The 17,779-nt window shown below is 63.0% G+C and carries 20 protein-coding genes; 7 read left to right on the top strand and 13 right to left on the bottom strand.

The features are described 5' to 3' along the window. Positions 1-60: 60 nt before the first annotated feature. From CLU90_RS05710 to CLU90_RS05690, 5 genes are all read left to right on the top strand, one after another. Complete coding sequence (locus tag CLU90_RS05710; RefSeq protein ID WP_100427404.1) at positions 61-2,424, top strand: TonB-dependent hemoglobin/transferrin/lactoferrin family receptor; 2,364 nt, start codon at positions 61-63, stop codon at positions 2,422-2,424. A 62-nt stretch (positions 2,425-2,486) separates the two neighbouring features. Continuing rightward, a complete protein-coding gene (locus CLU90_RS05705; RefSeq protein ID WP_092708735.1) occupies positions 2,487-3,644 on the top strand; it encodes a hemin-degrading factor in 1,158 nt (385 codons plus the stop codon). Between the two features lie 153 nt (positions 3,645-3,797). Beyond that, positions 3,798-4,715 carry an alpha/beta fold hydrolase gene (locus CLU90_RS05700; RefSeq protein WP_092708732.1) on the top strand — a complete coding sequence of 306 codons (918 nt, stop codon included), beginning with the start codon at positions 3,798-3,800 and terminating at the stop codon, positions 4,713-4,715. Positions 4,716-4,747: 32 nt separating this feature from the next. Further along, a complete protein-coding gene (gene ldcA, locus CLU90_RS05695) occupies positions 4,748-5,665 on the top strand; it encodes a muramoyltetrapeptide carboxypeptidase (RefSeq protein WP_092708729.1) in 918 nt (305 codons plus the stop codon). A gap of 26 nt (positions 5,666-5,691) precedes the next feature. Further along, positions 5,692-6,849, top strand: coding sequence for a DUF418 domain-containing protein (locus CLU90_RS05690; protein WP_232731089.1), 1,158 nt, complete (start codon positions 5,692-5,694; stop codon positions 6,847-6,849). Here the strand turns inward: CLU90_RS05690 and CLU90_RS05685 are convergent. Beyond that, a complete protein-coding gene (locus CLU90_RS05685; protein WP_092708722.1) occupies positions 6,846-7,562 on the bottom strand; it encodes an SOS response-associated peptidase in 717 nt (238 codons plus the stop codon). The two genes, CLU90_RS05690 and CLU90_RS05685, sit on opposite strands and share 4 nt — an antisense overlap. A gap of 122 nt (positions 7,563-7,684) precedes the next feature. On the opposite strand from CLU90_RS05685, the gene CLU90_RS05680 reads away from it, so the two are divergent. Further along, positions 7,685-7,906 carry a hypothetical protein gene (locus tag CLU90_RS05680; protein ID WP_092708720.1) on the top strand — a complete coding sequence of 74 codons (222 nt, stop codon included), beginning with the start codon at positions 7,685-7,687 and terminating at the stop codon, positions 7,904-7,906. A gap of 7 nt (positions 7,907-7,913) precedes the next feature. Here CLU90_RS05680 and CLU90_RS05675 read toward each other — a convergent pair whose 3' ends face one another. The 10 genes from CLU90_RS05675 to CLU90_RS05630 all read right to left on the bottom strand — a co-directional run bounded on the left by CLU90_RS05675 (position 7,914) and on the right by CLU90_RS05630 (position 15,117). Next, positions 7,914-8,159, bottom strand: coding sequence for a hypothetical protein (locus CLU90_RS05675; RefSeq protein WP_092708717.1), 246 nt, complete (start codon positions 8,157-8,159; stop codon positions 7,914-7,916). 61 nt (positions 8,160-8,220) lie between these two features. Beyond that, a complete protein-coding gene (locus tag CLU90_RS05670; RefSeq protein WP_139178115.1) occupies positions 8,221-8,526 on the bottom strand; it encodes a hypothetical protein in 306 nt (101 codons plus the stop codon). Between the two features lie 237 nt (positions 8,527-8,763). Next, positions 8,764-8,970, bottom strand: coding sequence for a hypothetical protein (locus CLU90_RS05665; RefSeq protein ID WP_092708710.1), 207 nt, complete (start codon positions 8,968-8,970; stop codon positions 8,764-8,766). A gap of 84 nt (positions 8,971-9,054) precedes the next feature. Then, entirely contained in the window at positions 9,055-9,624 is a 570-nt protein-coding gene (gene mntP, locus CLU90_RS05660) for a manganese efflux pump MntP (RefSeq protein ID WP_100427403.1), read from the bottom strand. A 60-nt stretch (positions 9,625-9,684) separates the two neighbouring features. After that, positions 9,685-10,539 (bottom strand): undecaprenyl-diphosphate phosphatase, encoded by an 855-nt coding sequence (locus tag CLU90_RS05655; protein ID WP_092708704.1) that lies wholly within the window; start codon positions 10,537-10,539, stop codon positions 9,685-9,687. Positions 10,540-10,648: 109 nt separating this feature from the next. Further along, the gene (locus tag CLU90_RS05650; RefSeq protein ID WP_092708701.1) at positions 10,649-11,500 is read right to left on the bottom strand and encodes an alpha/beta hydrolase; all 852 of its coding nucleotides are present in this window, start codon (positions 11,498-11,500) and stop codon (positions 10,649-10,651) included. 85 nt (positions 11,501-11,585) lie between these two features. Then, complete coding sequence (locus tag CLU90_RS05645) at positions 11,586-12,227, bottom strand: hypothetical protein (protein ID WP_092708698.1); 642 nt, start codon at positions 12,225-12,227, stop codon at positions 11,586-11,588. A gap of 89 nt (positions 12,228-12,316) precedes the next feature. Next, positions 12,317-12,643 carry a hypothetical protein gene (locus CLU90_RS05640; RefSeq protein WP_092708695.1) on the bottom strand — a complete coding sequence of 109 codons (327 nt, stop codon included), beginning with the start codon at positions 12,641-12,643 and terminating at the stop codon, positions 12,317-12,319. Between the two features lie 25 nt (positions 12,644-12,668). Then, positions 12,669-13,343: a hypothetical protein gene (locus CLU90_RS05635; protein WP_092708692.1), complete on the bottom strand. Its 675-nt coding sequence runs from the start codon at positions 13,341-13,343 to the stop codon at positions 12,669-12,671. Between the two features lie 97 nt (positions 13,344-13,440). Then, positions 13,441-15,117: a DUF6138 family protein gene (locus CLU90_RS05630; protein WP_092708689.1), complete on the bottom strand. Its 1,677-nt coding sequence runs from the start codon at positions 15,115-15,117 to the stop codon at positions 13,441-13,443. Positions 15,118-15,565: 448 nt separating this feature from the next. Between CLU90_RS05630 and CLU90_RS05625 the strand changes: the two genes are divergently transcribed. Beyond that, positions 15,566-16,258 (top strand): DUF3334 family protein, encoded by a 693-nt coding sequence (locus CLU90_RS05625; RefSeq protein WP_092708686.1) that lies wholly within the window; start codon positions 15,566-15,568, stop codon positions 16,256-16,258. A gap of 104 nt (positions 16,259-16,362) precedes the next feature. On the opposite strand, the gene CLU90_RS05620 is transcribed toward CLU90_RS05625, so the two are convergent. Next, entirely contained in the window at positions 16,363-17,019 is a 657-nt protein-coding gene (locus CLU90_RS05620; RefSeq protein ID WP_139178113.1) for a hypothetical protein, read from the bottom strand. Positions 17,020-17,099: 80 nt separating this feature from the next. Further along, positions 17,100-17,642, bottom strand: coding sequence for a DUF2939 domain-containing protein (locus tag CLU90_RS05615; RefSeq protein ID WP_157808746.1), 543 nt, complete (start codon positions 17,640-17,642; stop codon positions 17,100-17,102). Positions 17,643-17,779 lie beyond the last annotated feature (137 nt).

Raw genomic sequence — 17,779 nt, 5'->3', positions numbered from 1 at the left:
CTTGCGCATCGTTATCGATCCGGGTTCAAGAGCCAGCCTTTACTCTTAGACCGGATCATCATGACTACTGTGCTTTTGCAGCGCACCGCTGCACCCGTCGTATCCCCAGCCCATCTGCCTGCCCGCCGCCATAACCTGGTGCTGCGTGCCGCCTTGCTGGGCTTGTTCGCGGCGCCCTTGCTGCCTGCCACCGCACAAACGGCCGCCATCAATGCGGGCGTGGCGGCGCAAGAACCGGCCAAGCTGCCCGTCTTCCCGGAAATCGTCGTCAACGCCCAGCAGGATTACGCGCGCCGCGCCGGCACCAGGACGGTTGTGACGGCGGAAGACCTGGAGCGCCGCAATGTCACCGAGATGGGCGGCATCGTGCGTTATTTGCCCTTGATCAGCGCGCCGGCGGCGGCCTCGGGCAGCGGCAGCGTGTGGGATGGCTCGGGCAATACGGGCTACAATATCCGCGGCCTGGAAGGCAACCGGGTCAGCCTCGATGTCGATGGCATTGCCTTGCCCGATGCGGCGCCCAAGCCCGATGCCAATACCCTCAACGCCTTCGGCACGGGCCGCGATTATTTCGATCCTGAAACCTTCCGCGAAGTGCGCATCGATTCGGGCACGACGGCCGTCAGCGGCGCCAGCCCCGGCCTGGGTGGCGGCGTGGCCTTCGTCACCAAGTCGCCCGAGGATTACCTGGGCGAAGGGCAAGACCATTACGTGGCCTATAAATACGGCCGCGCCACGGCCGACCGCAGCAATGCGCACACCCTGACGGGCGCCGCCCGGATCGGCGCCAGCTTGCAAGGCCTGGCCGTGTACGTGCACCGCGATGGCGAGCAGATGGACAGCCGCGGCACCACGCCGCCCAATCCCGATGACTGGCATTCGAACGCCTTGCTGTCCAAGCTGGTGTGGACCTTGCCGGGTGAACAGAAGCTGGACTTGACGGTCGACATGTTCGAGCGCAAGAACAAGCGCGATCTGCGCAGCAAGGTCAGCACGTATTATCCGACGGGCGTGCAGCAGGATTCCACCACCAAGCGCACGCGCGTCAGCCTGGGCCACGACGTGGTGCTCAAGGATTTCGCCCTGTTCGACCGCCTGACGTCGAAAGTGTATCTGCAGAATGCAAAAACCGAAGACCAGACGCAAGGCCTCTACACCTTCGGCAGCCCGGCCCGCCGTTCCATCGAGACCAACTTCAAGAACGACAGCATCGGCTTGAGCTCGGAAGCGTTCAAGCAGCTCAATGCCGACAACGCGCTGCTGTACGGCGTGCAGCTGGAACAGCTGAAAACGCGCCGTCCGTGGCGCGAAGACCGGGTCATCGTTGCCACGGGCCAGCATCAGGTCACCAACAAGAATCGCATGGCCGACATGGACACGAGCAAGCTGGCCCTGTACGTGCGCGACGATCTCAGTTTCAATCTGGCCGGCAAGAAAGCCGTGCTGACGCCGGGTCTGCGCGCCGATTACCGCAAGAACGAGCCGAAAAACCTGCAAAGTTATGCGATCGCCGTGCCGAACGCGGCCAGGGAAGTGCGCAAGGAAAGCGACACGTATTTCACGCCCAGCCTGAGCCTGTCCGTGGAAGTGCTGCCGCAGATGAACGCCTACGCCACCTTCACGCGCGGCACGCGCCTGCCGACGGCGGCCGAGCGCACGGGCACCTACGATTCCTTCAGCTATACGGGCGCCGGTACCGGTTATGCCGTGCTGGGCAATGCCAACCTGCGCAAGGAAACGAGCAAGGCCTATGAACTGGGCTTGAAAGGCGACGTCGTCAAGGGCTTGAGCATGCACGCCTCCGTGTACCAGACGGAATACACGGACATGGTCGACTATGTGATGCAAAAAGACGATCCGGTGAACTACCCGACCATCACGCGTGGTTTGTTCCGCCCGGAAAACATCGGCAATGCCCGCACCTGGGGCGCCGAGCTGACCCTGCGCGCGGAACTGGGCGTTTGGGCGCCGGCCATGCAGGGCTACCACGTCGACCTGGCGACGGGCGTGGCCAAGGGCCGCTCCTTCAATACGCGGACAGGCGAGAGCGGTGGCCTGAACTCGGTGGCGCCGGCCAAGTCGGCATTGACCTTCGGCTATGACCATGCGAACCAGCTGTTCGGCCTGGCGCTGACGGCCGTGCATGCGGGCGCCAAGCAGGCGCCGGAAAACCTGCTGATCGGCGATGCGGGGCCTTTGTTTACGGTGCCGTCGTACACCATCTTCGACCTGTCGACCTATTGGAACGTGCACAAGAACGCGAAGATCGTCGTCGGCGTGTACAACTTGACGGACCGCAAGTACTGGGATTACGCCGCTTCGCGCAGCCTGGCCGCCGGCACCACGGCCGCCAGCCGCGCCGAGATCGAGCGCTACGCCAAGCCGGGCCGCAATGTGGCGGCCAGCCTGAGCCTGAACTTCTGAATTTTTACCGGGGAGGGGTGCTTGCCCCTCTGTTTTTCCATGTTTGATTGAATGGTCTCTCTATGAAGTTATCCAAACTCGTTCTATCCCTGCTAGGCAGCCTGCTGATCGCAAACGCATACGCGGCCCCAGCCACTTTGGCGGAACGCTGGTCCACCTTGCGCACGGAACAGCCGAAGCTGCAGATACGCGACGCGGCCCGCGCGCTGGGCGTGTCCGAAGCGCAATTGCTGGCAACCAATATCGGCAAGGGCGTCACGCGCCTGCAGGCCGACGGCAACCAACCGCGCGAAATCATGCGTGCCGCGCTGGACCTGGGCATCGTGCAAGCGATCACGCGCAATGAAAACGGCGTCATTGAAACGACGGGCGTCGCCAGCAAGTTCAAGCAGGCAGGCGACAAGTCGGAACAGGCCGACGCCAAGCAGGATCCGGAAACGGAAGCGCGCCAGCGCAATATCGCGGGCGGCTACCTGGGCGGCCAAATCGACCTGCGTTTCCACTTTGAAAACTGGAAATATGCATTTGCCGTGGAACAGGCTGGCCGCGATGGCAAGCCCACGCGCAGTCTGCAATTTTTTGACGCCAACGGCACGGCCGTGCATAAAATCTACCTGCGCAACGAACCCGGCGTGGCCGTCTACGACAAGCTGGTGGCGACGTTCCGCATGCCGCAGCAAAGCGCGGAACTGAACGTGCTGGCCGTGGCGCCGAAAGCGGCGGAAAAGCCGGACGCCGAGATCGACGTCAAGGAATTCCAGCTGGCCTGGAAAGACATGACGGACGTGCACCAGTTTGCGCAAATCATGCGCGAATTCCATTTGTCGCGCGAACAGGCCTTGCGCCTGGCGCCGGCGGGCGTCGTCGAGCGCGTGAAGCCTGAAGCGCTGCGCACGCTGCTGGAAAACGCGGCCAAGGACCAGGTCGCCATCATGGTGTTCCTGGGCAATGACGGCCTGACGCAGATCTACAGCGGCAAGATCGAAAAAACCATGGCCGCCGGCGGCTTCTTCAACGTGCTGGACCCGGACTTCAACCTGCACATCCGCGACACGGCGTTGCGCAGCGGCTGGGTCGTCAAGCGCGGCGGCGTCACCTCGGTCGAATTCTTCGACAACGACGGCACGCAAGTGGTCTCCTTCTTCGGCGTGCGCGAACGGGGCAAACCGCAGCCGCAAAGCTGGGTGAATTTGGCCGATTCCTTGCCTAAGGCCAAGTAAGTTGCAGCACAGTTGCCGCGCGCCGTATCGGCGCGGCAACACTTCAGTGTGAGTGCCGCGTGCCGGTCTCATGTCTGAAGCACAATAGTGGTATGCTGCTTGCAAGGCCGCAGCGATCGTGCCTGCGTGCTGGTTCCTGTAAGAGAGGCAATCATGGCAACCATCATGGCGAACGGCCTCAACATAGCTTATGAAAGCCACGGCGACCCCAACGATCCGTGCGTGCTGCTGGTCATGGGACTGGGCATGCAACTGATTGCCTGGCCGGCGGACTTCGTCGAAGGCATCGTCGAGCAAGGCTTTCGGGTGCTGCGTTTCGACAACCGCGACAGCGGCCTGTCGAGCAAGATGGCGCAGGCGGGCAAGCCGTATCTGCCCCTGGCCTACGTGAAAAACCTGCTCGGCTGGCCCCTGAAAACTTCCTATACCTTGAACGATATGGCGGACGACGCGCTCGGTCTGCTGGCGGCCCTGCGCATTGCACAGGCGCACGTGATCGGCGTGTCGATGGGCGGCATGATCGCGCAGGTGATGGCGGCGCGCGCGCCGCAGCAGGTGCTCAGCCTGACGTCCATCATGTCGAGCAGCGGACGGCGCGGCCTGCCCGGCCCCACGCGGGCCGCGCGCAATGCCTTGCTACAACGCCCGAAACGCAATGCCAGCCGCGCCGAACTGATGGCGCACATGGCGGCCACCGTGCGCGTCATCGGCAGTCCCGCCTATCCCGTGTCGGAAAAGCTGCTGTACCAGCGCATCGAGGCGGCGCTGCAGCGGGGCAGCTGCCCGGAAGGCGTGGCGCGGCAGATGGTGGCCATCGCCGCCTCGGGCGAGCGCACGGCCTTGCTGCCAACCATCAGTTGCCCGGCGCTGGTGATTCATGGCGCGGCCGACCCCTTGATCCCCGTCGCCTGCGGCATCGATACGGCGGCGCTGATCCCGGGCGCCCGGCTCGAGGTGATCGAAGGCATGGGGCACGACATGCCGCCCCAGCTGATCGAGCGCCTGCTCGCCTTGATCGATGTGCATCTGCAAGGTAAGATGGCGCCCCAGATGCGCTCCCAGCCAGCCTAGGCGCGCCACCATTTTTTTAAGGCACGGGCATTTTGAAGACACCTGAGATTGGCATCGCCATCGTCGCGCCGGGCGGTTATGCGCCCGACGCGGCGGCTTTGGAACGCGGCATCGCCCGCTTGCAGGCGCAAGGCGCCACCGTCCACAATTACTACGATCCCGAGCACACATTCCAGCGCTTCGGCGGCACGGATGCGGGCCGCCTGGCGCAGCTGAACGCGGCGGCAGCCGACCCGGACGTGCAAGTGGTGATCGCCTTGCGCGGCAGCTACGGTATCAGCCGCATCCTGCCCGACATTGATTTTCAGGCCATGGCCGATAGTCGTAAATTGTTTGTCGGCTACAGCGACTTCACGGCCTTCCACATGGGCTTGATGGCGAAAACGGGCCGCGCCAGCTTTGCCGGCCCCATGGTGTGCGACGATTTCATCCGTGACGAGCCCGAACAATTCACGCTGGACCAGCTGTGGTCCTGCCTGGCCGGTCCCACGCATACGGTCACGGGTACGGCGGCGGGCAATCCGCAGGTCGAACTGCAAGGCAAGCTGTGGGGCGGCAACCTGGCCATGCTCGTGCATCTGCTTGGTACGCCGTATTTCCCCGAGATCGATGGCGGCATCTTGTTCCTGGAAGACGTCAACGAACATCCGTACCGGGTCGAGCGCATGCTGCTGCAATTGCTGCATGCGGGCGTGGTTCAGCGCCAGCAAGCCGTGGTGCTCGGCGACTTTTCCGCCTATAAATTGAGTCCCATGGATAACGGTTACGATTTCGACGCCATGCTGGCCTACGTGCGCGAACGCCTGCCCGTGCCCGTGCTGACGGGACTCGAGTTCGGCCATATCCGCCGCCGGGTCACCTTGCCGTTTGGCGGCCATGCGCGGTTGCAATCGGATGCGTCCGGCTTCAGCCTGCAGATCACCGATTACCCGACCCTGGCGCGGCCCTGAACTCACTGAGCGTCAAGCCCGGCAGGTTGCTGCAGCTCGACGTGCTGCGCGGCATCGCCGTGTTCGGCATTTTGCTGGTGAATATCTGGGGCTTTGCCTGGGGCACCTTGTCCCTGCGCTACGGCACCTTGCCGGCAGAGCCGCCCGTGCTGGACCAGCTCGTCATTTTTGGTGTGGCGGCGCTGGCGCAATTCAAGTTCTATCCCATCTTCGCGTTTCTGTTCGGCGCCGGCTTTGCCCTGCAGACACGTTCCCTGCAACGCCAGCTGGGCAGCTGGGAGCAGGCGCAAGCGGCCTATCGGCGCCGGCTGCGCTGGCTGCTTGTGTTTGGCCTGCTGCATGGTTTCCTCATCTGGAGCGGCGACGTGCTGACCTCGTATGCGGTGGCCGGCATGCTGATCCTGCCGCTGGCAGCGGCCAAACTGAGCCGCATACGCAACCGCGCCTGGCTGGTGGCGGCCGGTTTTCTGCTGTTCATGTGCTTGCTCATTCCCGTGGGCCAGCAGGGCGGTGCGCCGGACATCGCGCGCGACCTGCAAGGCTTCGCGGAACGTTACGCGATCTACACGCAAGGCGGCGCTTGGGCCGTGGCCAGGCTGCGCGCCAACGATTTCCTCGTCTCCCTGCTGTACGCGGCCGTCATGCTGCCGCACATCATCGTGCTGTTCCTGCTGGGCATCTTGTCCGTGCGCTTGGGCTGGCTCACGCAGCCGCAGCGCCACCAGCGCCTGTGGCGCCGCGTGCGTGCCGTGGGGCTGGGCGTGGGCTTGCCGTTCAACCTGCTGGCGGCGGGGGCCGTCGCGTGGCAGGTGGCCGATCCATATCAGACCGTGCTCGATACGGCCCTGTTCGAAGTGGGCCTGTTCGCCGGCGGCCCCGTGCTGGCGGCCGGTTACGTGGCGGCGCTGATGCTGGCCGGCCCCTTCCTGCTGCGCTGGCTGGCCGCATGGCTGGCGCCCGTGGGACGCATGGCGCTGAGTAATTATCTGCTGCAATCGCTGATCGGCACGTGGCTGCTGCAGGGGCCTGGCCTGGGCTGGGGCGCAAGCCTGCGTCCGGCCGAGATGCTGGGCCTGGCGATCGTGATGATGGCAGGGCAACTGCTGCTGAGCCGCTACTGGCTGCGGCACTTCCGCCAGGGGCCGATGGAAGCGCTGTGGCGCCGCCTGGCGCGCTTACCTTAATCCGTTCCCCAGTCGAACGCGCCTTGCGCCGCGGCCGGTGGTGGCGGCTTGGCCTTGGCCGATGGCACGAGGGGATTATCGACGGCATGCCACTCGAACAGTTCCGCATCGAGCATGCAGGTGCGTGCCAGGTGCAGCGCTTGCTCGGGTGTCAATGCGGGATCGAGCCAGCGCTGCGCGTCTTCGCGGCTGACGGCGACGGGGCGGCGGTCGTGGATGTCGACCATGCCGCCCAGGCTGTCGGCCGTCACCAGCACGAAGCCCGCTTCCTCGCGATTGACCTTGTAGGGACCGAACTGGGCCAGCGCCAGCAGGAACAGGGGCGCGCGGTCCTTGCGGTGGATGTGCCACGGCTGCTTGCTGCCTTTTTCTCCCGTCCATTCATACCATCCGTTCACGCAGACGATGCCGCGCCCCGCGCGCAGCAAGGGCTTCCAGTAGGCGCCCGCCAGTTTTTCCAGGCGGGCATTGATGGCGATGGGAATTTTTTTCTTGCCGGGGGCGGGCACGGCTTGCGCGGCCCAGGCGGGGCGGTAGCCCCAGAACACGTCGTCGACCTTGTGCACGCCATCCTGGACGTGCAGCACGGGCCGGTAAGTGCCGGGCGACACGTTCAGGTGCGGCTCGGCCTCGCTGTTGAACACCGCGTCGGTCCAGCCGAACGAGGACGCCAGCACGGGCGCCGTGTCATGTTGATCGAGTCGTCCACACATGGCCAAATCATACCTGATCGCCGAAAGCCGCGCGGGCAGGCGTGCGTGCTTCCTGTGTGTGATCAAACGTACAGACTGCTTGGACGCACGGGCGCACAGTAGGCTCTCGCCTCGGAGGAAATATGTCTTTTGAAAATCCCACCATCCACAAAGGTTTTATCATCAGCGCCACGGCCAGCCAGCGCCGCGATGGCCGCTGGGTCGGCTCGTATATCAGCCAGAACCAGGCGTGCGGCGCGTATGCGGATACCTGCGATTACGACGATTGCAGCAACGAGAAAGAGGCGCAGCAACTGGCCCTGTCGATCGGCTGGCGCCTGGCCGATGGCGTGCAGCTACGCTAAAGCGGCCTTAGCGCTTGCCTCGCAGGGCCAGCAGCAGACCTGCGAGCGGGAACAGCAGGGCGGCACCCAGGCGTACGGCGGTCAGGGAAGCCGTCTCCACGCCCAGCACATGGGGCAAGACCAGCAGTAAAAAGGGAGCGGGCACGGCAATCGCGAAGAAAAACAGATACCACGAGTAGCCGTTTTTCTTGGCCAGCAAGGCGATCAGCGCGCAGCCGACGAGGAAGACGAGCGGTAAATTCACAAATTCCATGGTGTTGAGTTTTCATCCGGGAAAGCGCGTCATTATACGCGCCGCCCTGGCGGAACCAGCGTCAGTTGCCGACGAAATCCGGCGGCTGCGGCGCCTGTTTTCCGGCGGCCGGCGCCTCGGCTGGCAGCAGCGCCTGGATGGCGCCGTTATAGATCAGTTCCTGGGCATACGCCGATGCCTCGATCAAGGCCGCATGCACGGACTTGAAACTGCTCGGTGTTTCAATCAGCACGGGCTTCGCATACACCTGCTGCGTATCGCCGCGCTTGCTGACCAAAATCATGCCCCGGTACCGCCCATCCTTCTCCAGCGCCCCCGCCACATGAAATTCATACCCCCTGATCTGGTGCTTTTGTTCCTGATCCATGTCTCCCGCCTCCAGACCTGATTGTGGTGGCCCAGACCTTGTTAAGCGTATCGAACAGCTGAGTGTTTGATCTGAATCAATGCCCACATTCTTGACCACCTTCCAACGTACGTCACGACGCTTGCTGCAAGCGTAGCGAGCGTCGGTGATGTGTGGCCGAGAAGCGCAACCGCACTTTGGTGCGGTGAGCATCGCCAGCCGCAAAGCGCCCCGCGCAGTAGCTTGCGGCAAGCGTCATCACCCAGCGCGAATGGCGCGGATCTGTTGTGCGGTTTCTTCGATCTCGCGATACGCTTCCTGGATATAGCCATTGATCGGGTGCCCATCCATCCACTCGAAATAGGCGCGCTCGTCGTGTTTGATGGCAAAAGGGACGTGGTGGTCGCGTATCGATTCGGCCGTTTCGCGCACCAGCGAGGCAAAAATCAGCTCAATAGTTTCCATGATGGTCACCTTGTGAGACAGGAATGCAGAGTGTTGAATGTAGCACAAAGCGCGCCGCCGGGGCCGCGCGCATCGGCCCAGGCTTCAGGCCGGGTGACCGATATGCTCGTATAAGATCACGCAGCCGATGACGATCAGTACCAGGCCGCCCACCAGTTCGGCGTGCCGTCCCGCCATCGTGCCCAGCACGCGGCCCAGCATCACGCCCAGGGTGACCATGACGAAGGTGGAAAAACCGATGGCGGCGGCCGTCACGACGATATTTGCCCCCAGCAAGGCCAGGCCGGCGCCCACGACCATGGCGTCGATGCTGGTGGCCAGGCCCGTGACGGCCAGCACCCAGAACGAGTGCGATTGCGCCGGCGCTTCCTCCTCGTCGCCATCGCCCAGGGCGTTGCGTATCATCAGCAAGCCGATGATGCCCAGCAGGCTGAAGGCGATCCAGTGATCCCACGCTTCCACGTAGGGCGCCGCCACGCTGCCCAGGGCCCAGCCGATGATGGGCGTGATGGCTTCGATGACGCCAAAGATCAGCCCCGTGCGCAGCGCCTCGCGCCATTGCGGCTTGTGCAGGGCGGCGCCCTTGCCCACTGCGGCCGCGAAGGCATCGGTGGACATGGCAAGGGAGAGGGCGGCGGTGGCGGCGAAATTCATCGTTGGCTTTCTGTAAAACTTGGCTGGGATGGTAAGTTGCAAACTATAAACCCGGCGATTTTACCCTACGTACAAGACGACCAAGGAAGCGGCCAGACAATACGCGCCAAAGAAATGCCAGCGGCCCTGTTCCAGCCAGCGCGACAGCCAGCGCAGGGCCAGCAAGCCGGCCAGGAACGAGAGCAGCATGCCCAGCAGGCTGGGGCCGAGCAGGTGCAGCACGCTGTTGCCGTGTTCCAGGTGATCCAGGCTGCCGTTTGTCACGGCCTGGTAGAAGCGCCAGCCTTCCTTGACCAGCACGGCCGGCGTCAGTACGACGGCCAGGGCAAAGCTGAATTCTTCGGCGCGGCGTTGCGGCACGCCCATGGCGATGCCGGCGGAAATCGTGGCGCCCGAGCGGGAAAAGCCCCGGAAGGGCAGGCACAGGCCTTGCACGGCGCCGATCACCATCGCCTTGCCGACGGACAAGGTGCCATGCTGGCGCGCCTGCTGGCGCGACGACACAATGATCAGCACGCCTGCGGCGGCCAGCGCGGCGGCCATCAGTTTCGCGTTGCCGAACAGGTGTTCGATTTCAAAACCGGGCGCATCCTTGCTCATGACATGCGTAATACCCTTCAGCAAGCCGAAGCCGACGATGCCCGTCAGGGCCGTGGCGGCCACGAGCAGCAGGATATTGCTGCGGAAGGCGCTGGCCGAACTGAAATACGTGGCGCGCCAGGATTTCCAGAAATACACGATGACGGCGAACATGGTGCCCGTGTGCAGCATCACCAGCAGCATGGTCAGTTCTGGCGACGTGGGGTCCAGGCCCATCAGCTTTTCCGCCATGATGACGTGGGCGGAGCTGGACACGGGCAGCAGCTCGGCGAAGCCCTGGACGATGGAAAGGATAAATAATTGAAGAAAACTCATGGATATCTGTAATCGGGCGGGGAAAGAAGGGCCGCCGATTTTACCCGCCAGAAGTGGCGGGCACGCCCGTGCCAGATTACAGTTTGTCCATGTCTTGCTGCCCGGCCGCTTATTGCGGTTTGAACACGGCGCGGAAAGCCTTCAGGGCGGCCGGGTGATAGATGGTGCCGTGTGTCTCTTCCGACATCTTTTCCACATGCCATTGCAAGCCGGGTGGCGCCTGTTTCTGCAGCACCTCGGCCAGGCGCTGCACTTCGATGGCGATGCCCGCTTCGCTGCTGGCTGCCAGGTACAAGCTGTGCTTGCCTGGCTTGCCCCTGGCCATCAGCGTGGCCGCCTGGCGCGGCAGGGCGCCCTGATTCCACCACAGGCTGGGGTCGAACGCCAGGTAATGGTTGAACAGCTGCGGTTCCAGCAGGTACGTTTCCACCACGAACAGGCCCGCCAGCGATTCGCCGACGATGGCCGTCTCGCCCGTCGTGCGGTAGCGGCGCTTAATTTCCGGCATCAATTCATCGCGGATGAAGGCCCGGTAGGCCGCCGCGCCACCCACCACGGGGGCGATCTTGCGGTCTTCGGCGCTGTCCGTCGGCCCCGTCAAATCGCGCCGGCGCTGCGTGTTTTGCATGCCCACCAGCATGAAGGGACGCATCGTGCCATTCGCTACCGACACCTGCAGCAGGCCGGCCACGTGCAAAAAATCTTCCGCCACGCCGCCGTCCGGCATGTACAGCACGGGCAGCGGTGCATCGGGCGGCGTATCCCAGGCGCGCGCCATGTACACATTGATGTGGCGCTTTTCCTGCAGCGCTTGCGAATCGATGCTGAAACTTTCGCCGATGACGAGCGGCGTGGCCGCGCTGGAGGTCGCGGTAGCGGCGGGCGCGGCAGTGGCGAGGTGGAAGGGGCAAGACAGCAGCAGGGCGGCGGTGAGGTGCAGTGCAAGGCAAGAGCGGCGCATGTTTTCCCGTGATAAGAGTTTGATCGATGACATGTACGCGTATGGACATGCCATCGGGCGATTCTATCTTATCTTTGAGGCAGCATTATTTTATCGTCAAGAGTTGCCGATCGCGCACAATACCGGCCTTGTCGATCGTGTAGGCGACCAGCAGCGCACCATCCTCGGCGCAGGCGTGACAGGTGATCAGGGGCGTGGAAAACAGCAGGCGCTGGCCGCCATCGTCGGTAGCCGTGCTGCCGATGAAATCGGCGGGCGCAAACGGGACGGAGTCCGGATGGGCGGCGGTAAACGCGCGCCAGGCCGGTGTGGCGCGGTCTTCCTCGCGCACGGAATCTTCGTCGACGTCGATGGCCGCGCCATCGCTGCCGATCAGCAAGGTGCCTTCATTCGTGTTGGCGCGGAATGGATAGGTGACGGTGGCCAGAGCCGCCTTGCCCATCGGGCGCCAGTCGGAAATGAAACCGGCCTTGTTTGCCTTGATCAGCATCCTGGCGGCGGCGATGGCTTGCGGACGCGCGCCGCTGCGCTGCATGGTGCGCAACAGGCAGACGTCGGGCGCCGTGGCCGATTGCTCGCTGCGGCAAGCCGACAGCGAACGCTCCTGCCAGACGGCGCGCGCGTCGACGGGGCCGATGGGCGGGAGGTCGGCCGCCTGCGCGGCCGCCAGGCAGGACAAGGTCAGCATGGCGCAGCTGACTGCGTGGCGGGAAAATCGTGTGGACATGGCGTCTTTCAATAGCGGAAGCAAGAGTTGCCGATTATAGGAGGGAGCCGGCGTGCCTGCGCGCACGGAACGTCCGGCTTGCGCCTCGATCAGCGCTTCTTTGCCGCCGCCTGGCGCAGGGCCTTCGCTTCCTGCTTGTTGGGGATGTGCGGGCGCGTGGCCAGCTCGGCCTTGACGGCGGCGATGGCGGCGCCGAACTGTTGTTCGGCCTGCTCGACGCTGGCGCCCGCATAGTGCTGCTGGTTGGACTGGGCGGCGCGCAGCCGGCGCAGCAGCGCCAGCAATTGCTTACCGTGCAGGGCGTGCAGATCCTGCGCCAGCACTTGCGCGCCCAGCGTGACCTCCACATGCTCGGGGGCTAGCATGCGCAGCAGGGCCAGGCCTGCGGGCTGTGGTGCCGGAGTCAATTTATCCATCCAGCCATTGTAAACGAGGCCACGATTACAGGTATTCCCAGATTTCATCGAACGTTTCGCGCGCGAAATCGTTGCGCCAGGCTTCCGAGTTCTTTTCGCGGCTGACGGCAAACACGGCGCGCCACGCCTGCTTTGGCGAGCTCGTGTAGGTGGCGGCGATCTTTTCCAGGCCGGCCTTGCATTGCTCGAGCTTGCAGCCGCTCTTTGCCAGTTGCTGTGCGGCGGTCGCCCATGTCACGGGCACCTTGACGACCTGGCATTCGAAGCTGACGGCGGCCGTCTGGATGCCGTTTTCCACCGTCACCGGGGCCGCCTTGGTAGCCTGGCATGCGGCGCCATTCTTCGCGGCGATGACGTTCGCCGCCAGCTGTTCGGCGGCCGGCGTCACGGCCGCGCGCATGGCGGCGGGGAAGAGGTCGGCGATCAGCTTGCCCGTTTGCGTTGGGAACTTGGCATCCGCTTCCTTCAAGCCGCTGTACGACGCGTATTCTGCGCTTTGCTGGCCCGCCAGGCGGGTGGGGCGCAGGTAGGCGTTGAGCTTGGCGACGCTCGCTTCATCCTGGTTGATGATGGTCTTGATGTACAGGTTGGCCACGTCGACTGGCGCCAGTTCCGCGGTTTCGGCGGCGACGGCGGGCTGCATCAGCGCTGCGGCGAAGGTAGCGGCCAGCATTCTGGCGGCAGGAAATTGCTTGTGCATGTATGTTCTCCACGATTCGATGTCAGGCGCCAAAAAATGCTTTTCAGCAACTCTGGCGCGCGCATTATAGATGGTGAGATTCATAATGTTGCGCACATCAGGCGTCGGTCTTGTTGGCCGCTTCCAGCAAGGCCAGCAGCAACTCCTTGCGCCGGCCATCGGCCTTGCGCGCCAGGGCCGCCAGTTTTTCCAGCTTGCCCCAGATCGGATACAACATGTGCTCGACCAGATAGCCTTCCAGCCCTTGCAGTTGCTGGCAGAACAGTTCCAGTTTCTCCAGCTCTTCCAGTTCCGCCTGGATCTTGACCTTGGCGTTGTCCGTGCACGCGCGCAGGCAGGCCGCCAGCACGGAGACGGAGTCGCGCGTGACGCCATGCTTTTCAGCAAAGGCCGCCGTGAACTGGTCCTGCACGCACTGGTGCTCCTCGTCGACATTGGCCATATAGTGCTGCACCAGCGGGAAATGGCGGGCATCGAGCAAGCCCAGGCCGAACACGGCGTAACTGCCTGGCATGCAATTCTTTTCGCCTTCCGTGTCCGCATAGAACTCGAAATGCTCGATGGCGGCGCGCGCATAGTCTTCCAGCTGCGGCTGCAGGGACGCATGGGCGAGGGCGTTGGCAAAGAAGCGGTGCGTGTCGGATTTCGCCAGGCCCTTGAGCGGCAAATATTCCTTGACCCTGGATTTGAGCTTGATCTGGTAGCTTTTCGGGAAGCCGTTCTTCAGCAAATGCGTGACGAACGCCAGCGCCTGCCCATACGCCTCTTCCTCTTCCCTGGCAATCGTGATGCTGATCGTGGCAAACACATCGTTGGCGCGGCATTCCAGCAGCGCATTTTTCACGTGGATGGCGTCGTCGGGGAAGGTGCCGCTGCCTTCCTCGAGCATGCGCGCGGCCCGTTCGCTGCCCAGTTCGCGCGCGATTTCCAGGAATTTCAGGCCCTTCGATTTGGCGTAGCTGGCGTCATGGCGCAAGATCATCACCGCGCCATACAGCAGCAGGTCGATCGGCTGCAGTGTCCGTGCATTGGGCGCCGCGTCCGCTTTCAGCGTGTATTCGGTGGCGCGGTAGGCAGACAGGGCGCGGTCATAAAACTGCGGCAGGAACACGTTTTCCGCCCATTCCGTGATGGCGCGGATGATGTCGGCGCGGTGCTCGACCAAGGTATCCGGCCGGGTCTTGTTCAAGGTCTGGATGCGGTCGTACTGGGCGATGGTCCAGGCCACGTCGAGCTGCGGGAACAGCTGCGGGTCGAGCAGGTGGCGCGCGAGGAAGAACGTTTCCAGCGGCTTCGTCGGAAGGTTGCCATGCGTGAGCTTTTGTCCGATGTACGCGTGTATGTTTTCCAGCAAGGCCTGGCGCTTGCCATCGTTGACGTATTCCAGCAACACCAGGTGCAGCTTGCCCTGCGCCGTCTGGAACTTGCCGCGGCAGGTGAAGCGGTAATCGATCATCGGCGTGTCCGCCAGCGGCGCCAGGCGGGCCTGTAGCACGGCCGTCAGTTGTGGTACGACGTCCTCGCGCATTTGCGCATCATCAAGCCTGGCCTGCGTCCTGGAGCGTGGCGCGTCGTCGCTATCCAGGCCCAGGTCGATATCGTCGACCATGGTGCGGCCCGGCTTGTAATCGAGCATCAAGTCGTTGAAGATGCCTGCTTGCAAGGTCGTGCGCTTGACGGCCTGCTCCAGGTCCGTGCGTTGCAGTCGTTCATCGAACCAGGCGTGGATGGCCGCGCTCATTTCTTCCGTTATGTGCTCTTGCAAGGTAGTCATCGTCTGTTGCCTCTCCATTCATGTTGCGTTTGGATCATTCTTGCGCGGCAGTATAAAACAAGACGTTGCAATGCGCCGTGCGTACCGGTGTGCGGACGGCGGGACGGAAAGGTGATCTTTCGCGCAATGTTGCATGGCTGGCCGCTGTGCGGCCCGCACCGATACCGCTTTTGTATTTCCGCACAGATCGTCAAGTAAATGCAGGTATGGCTGGACGGAAATGTTACATCTGGGTATTCTGCGCATGATACTTATTTCTATACAGTTATTTCTATACAGAAAAAGGTAAGAGGGCGGTTCGTGCCGGCGGCAACGTGGCGCGCGCAGCCACGCAAGGTCAGGCATGCAAAGGTGAAGTCGTCCGCCTGCTGAGCGAAACGTCATGTTTCGGCTCGCGACGGGCAGGGAAACGGTGCTGTCATCTTTAAAATAGTAGGAGAGGTTGCTCATGGATGCAGAAAAGGATGTTGTGTACGGTACAGAAGATTTGTTGATGAGTTTGTGCAACTCGGTGGTTCGGGTGCTCAACGTTGCAACGCAAAGCAAGGTCAATTATTCGGGCATGGTGCAGCGCATCACCAAGACGGGTTTGAAGCCGGATATCGGCTGCTTCGTGATGTTCGATGGCGGTTTTACTGGCCTGGTCGTGCTCAATTTTGCCGCCGATACGGCGATGGAAATCTACGAACGCTACATGTTGCACATGGGTATGCCGAAGTCGGAGCTGGCCAGCTTCTACACGTCGGACGAAGTGTCGAACATCATGGGCGAGCTGATGAACCAGATCGTGGGCGACTTCACGGGCAAGGTACGGCGCGAGCTGCAAACGAACATCACCCAGAGCCAGCCGAAGATGCTGGTGCTGAACAAGCAGGTGATGCTCAGCGTTGACACGCCGCTGGACCGCCCGGAAATGCGCCGCGTCACTTTCTATACGGAAAAGAATAATATTTTCTATCTGGAACTGGCGATCGACCGTACCGAGTTCATCAAGCTGCACGATTTCGATTCGCGCGAAGTCGACGCCGACTCGCTGATGGATAGCGAATACGCGAACCGCGAACGGGATGCCGCTCCGGCACCTGCGGCGGAACCGGAAGACGACGACAACGCCGACCTGCTCAAGTCGCTGGGCATGTAAGCGGTGCTTGTCGACCGAGGCTGGCGGCAATTTTGTCGCCAGCCTCGGTACGTTTACAGCCTGCAAGGTCTTGAACTTCCGACGCTGGCCTGCAGGGAGCCGTGTTATCGCGGCAACGTCAATGTTTCCATGCGGCGAGTGCCAACCATGCCGCCTTGCTGGCTGTCATCGAGCGACCAGTATTCGAGCGCAAAGGCATAACTGCCGTCGATGATGGTCAGCGATTCTCTCTGGCGCCCGTTGGGCGCCTTGTAATACAGGCGCCGCGCGGGCCTGCCGTCCACAGTCTGATTGAACGATTGCAGCGAGATGCTGGCGCGCTTGCCCGCCTTGCCCGCCATCGACATTGCCGTGATCGTCACATAGGCCCGTTCCGGGCAGCGGGCCAGCAGGTGGGCGCCGCTCAGGATGGTCGGCTGCGCCTGGTCCAGCGGGAAGCCGAACGGCTGCGCGCCGACAATGTCCAGGCAGCCCATCTGTTGCGCAAGGCTGGACAGTACGGCCGGATCGAGCGCGCTCGTATGGTGTTTTTCAGCGGCCTGCGCCTGGCCCAGCGCCAGACGGCGCTCCAGTTCGGCCAGCGAGATGTCGCTGGGCACGGGCAGCGGCGCGGGGGCGTCCGGATCGGAGGCTTTTGGCGTTTCCGCCCGCATGCGCGAGCCGACAGAGTGGCTGCTCCCGGCTGTGCCATCGAGGGCATGGGCGAGTGGCGCGGCGCTGGCAAGGGCCATGCCCAGCGATATGGCCGTATATTTCAGCATGAAATCTCCCGCAATCTGATACAAATGGCGCGTATTGTGTCTCAGATTGCCAGCGTATGCGCGTTCCTTGGCGGTCCTTGTTAACGTGCGACCATCGCCGACGCAATCTCGATCGAACTCAGTTTCCAGCCCCACACGCCATGGCGCTGCAAGACCAGGGCGCCATCCTGGGCATTGCCATCCTTCGCGCGCACGACGAAGGTGTTCAGGCCGGCATAGCCTGCGGAATAGTCGGCCTTTTTGCGTGCGCCATCGGCGGGCGCATCGGCACTGGTTTCGGCCTGCGGGCTGACGGCGCTCTTGTTGACCAGCGCCACGACGCCGGCGGGCGAGACCATGGTGTCGACCATCTTGCCCAGCATGGCGCTGGCGATCGACTGGCCCAGCGCGGCCAGCGGGTTGCCGCTGCCGGCGGTCGCCTCGATGCTGCGCGCCATGCTGGTCTCCAGCTGCGCCTTGACGCTGGTGCGCAGGGCGGGGAAGTCCACGTGCTCGGCCAGCGCTTCGGCGTTGCGCTCGGCCAGCGCTGTCTTGATCTGGTGCAAGGCATAGTAGGGCGAAGCGTAGGCGGTGGCAGCGATGACAATGACGGCCACGGCGGCGGCGATGGTGATTTTCTTCAAGTGATGCCTGTGAGGTGGAGGGTAGAAAACGGATGCCACGCAGCGTATCTGCTAAAGGGGAATACGGCAATCGTATTTTCTTGCCATTTATTTCTTTGTATTTGACTTCCAACGTCCTGACCGGGCCACTATAGAGG

The organism is Janthinobacterium sp. 67 (assembly GCF_002797895.1).
Taxonomy (GTDB): domain Bacteria; phylum Pseudomonadota; class Gammaproteobacteria; order Burkholderiales; family Burkholderiaceae_D; genus Janthinobacterium.
Note: the sequence above shows the minus strand (reverse complement) of the source record. Positions and strands in the feature narration are given on the sequence as shown.

Excerpts from the sequence above, each read along its gene's own strand:
- mntP (WP_100427403.1), bottom strand. The coding sequence starts at position 9,624 with ATGAATTTCGCCGCCACCGCCGCCCTCTCCCTTGCCATGTCCACCGAT.
- CLU90_RS05705 (WP_092708735.1), top strand. The coding sequence starts at position 2,487 with ATGAAGTTATCCAAACTCGTTCTATCCCTGCTAGGCAGCCTGCTGATC.
- CLU90_RS05700 (WP_092708732.1), top strand. The coding sequence starts at position 3,798 with ATGGCAACCATCATGGCGAACGGCCTCAACATAGCTTATGAAAGCCAC.
- CLU90_RS05635 (WP_092708692.1), bottom strand. The coding sequence starts at position 13,343 with ATGCACAAGCAATTTCCTGCCGCCAGAATGCTGGCCGCTACCTTCGCC.
- CLU90_RS05645 (WP_092708698.1), bottom strand. The coding sequence starts at position 12,227 with ATGTCCACACGATTTTCCCGCCACGCAGTCAGCTGCGCCATGCTGACC.
- CLU90_RS05650 (WP_092708701.1), bottom strand. The coding sequence starts at position 11,500 with ATGCGCCGCTCTTGCCTTGCACTGCACCTCACCGCCGCCCTGCTGCTG.
- CLU90_RS05680 (WP_092708720.1), top strand. The coding sequence starts at position 7,685 with ATGTCTTTTGAAAATCCCACCATCCACAAAGGTTTTATCATCAGCGCC.
- CLU90_RS05665 (WP_092708710.1), bottom strand. The coding sequence starts at position 8,970 with ATGGAAACTATTGAGCTGATTTTTGCCTCGCTGGTGCGCGAAACGGCC.
- CLU90_RS05685 (WP_092708722.1), bottom strand. The coding sequence starts at position 7,562 with ATGTGTGGACGACTCGATCAACATGACACGGCGCCCGTGCTGGCGTCC.
- CLU90_RS05625 (WP_092708686.1), top strand. The coding sequence starts at position 15,566 with ATGGATGCAGAAAAGGATGTTGTGTACGGTACAGAAGATTTGTTGATG.
- CLU90_RS05620 (WP_139178113.1), bottom strand. The coding sequence starts at position 17,019 with ATGCTGAAATATACGGCCATATCGCTGGGCATGGCCCTTGCCAGCGCC.
- CLU90_RS05630 (WP_092708689.1), bottom strand. The coding sequence starts at position 15,117 with ATGACTACCTTGCAAGAGCACATAACGGAAGAAATGAGCGCGGCCATC.
- CLU90_RS05675 (WP_092708717.1), bottom strand. The coding sequence starts at position 8,159 with ATGGAATTTGTGAATTTACCGCTCGTCTTCCTCGTCGGCTGCGCGCTG.
- CLU90_RS05640 (WP_092708695.1), bottom strand. The coding sequence starts at position 12,643 with ATGGATAAATTGACTCCGGCACCACAGCCCGCAGGCCTGGCCCTGCTG.
- CLU90_RS05710 (WP_100427404.1), top strand. The coding sequence starts at position 61 with ATGACTACTGTGCTTTTGCAGCGCACCGCTGCACCCGTCGTATCCCCA.
- CLU90_RS05655 (WP_092708704.1), bottom strand. The coding sequence starts at position 10,539 with ATGAGTTTTCTTCAATTATTTATCCTTTCCATCGTCCAGGGCTTCGCC.
- CLU90_RS05670 (WP_139178115.1), bottom strand. The coding sequence starts at position 8,526 with ATGGATCAGGAACAAAAGCACCAGATCAGGGGGTATGAATTTCATGTG.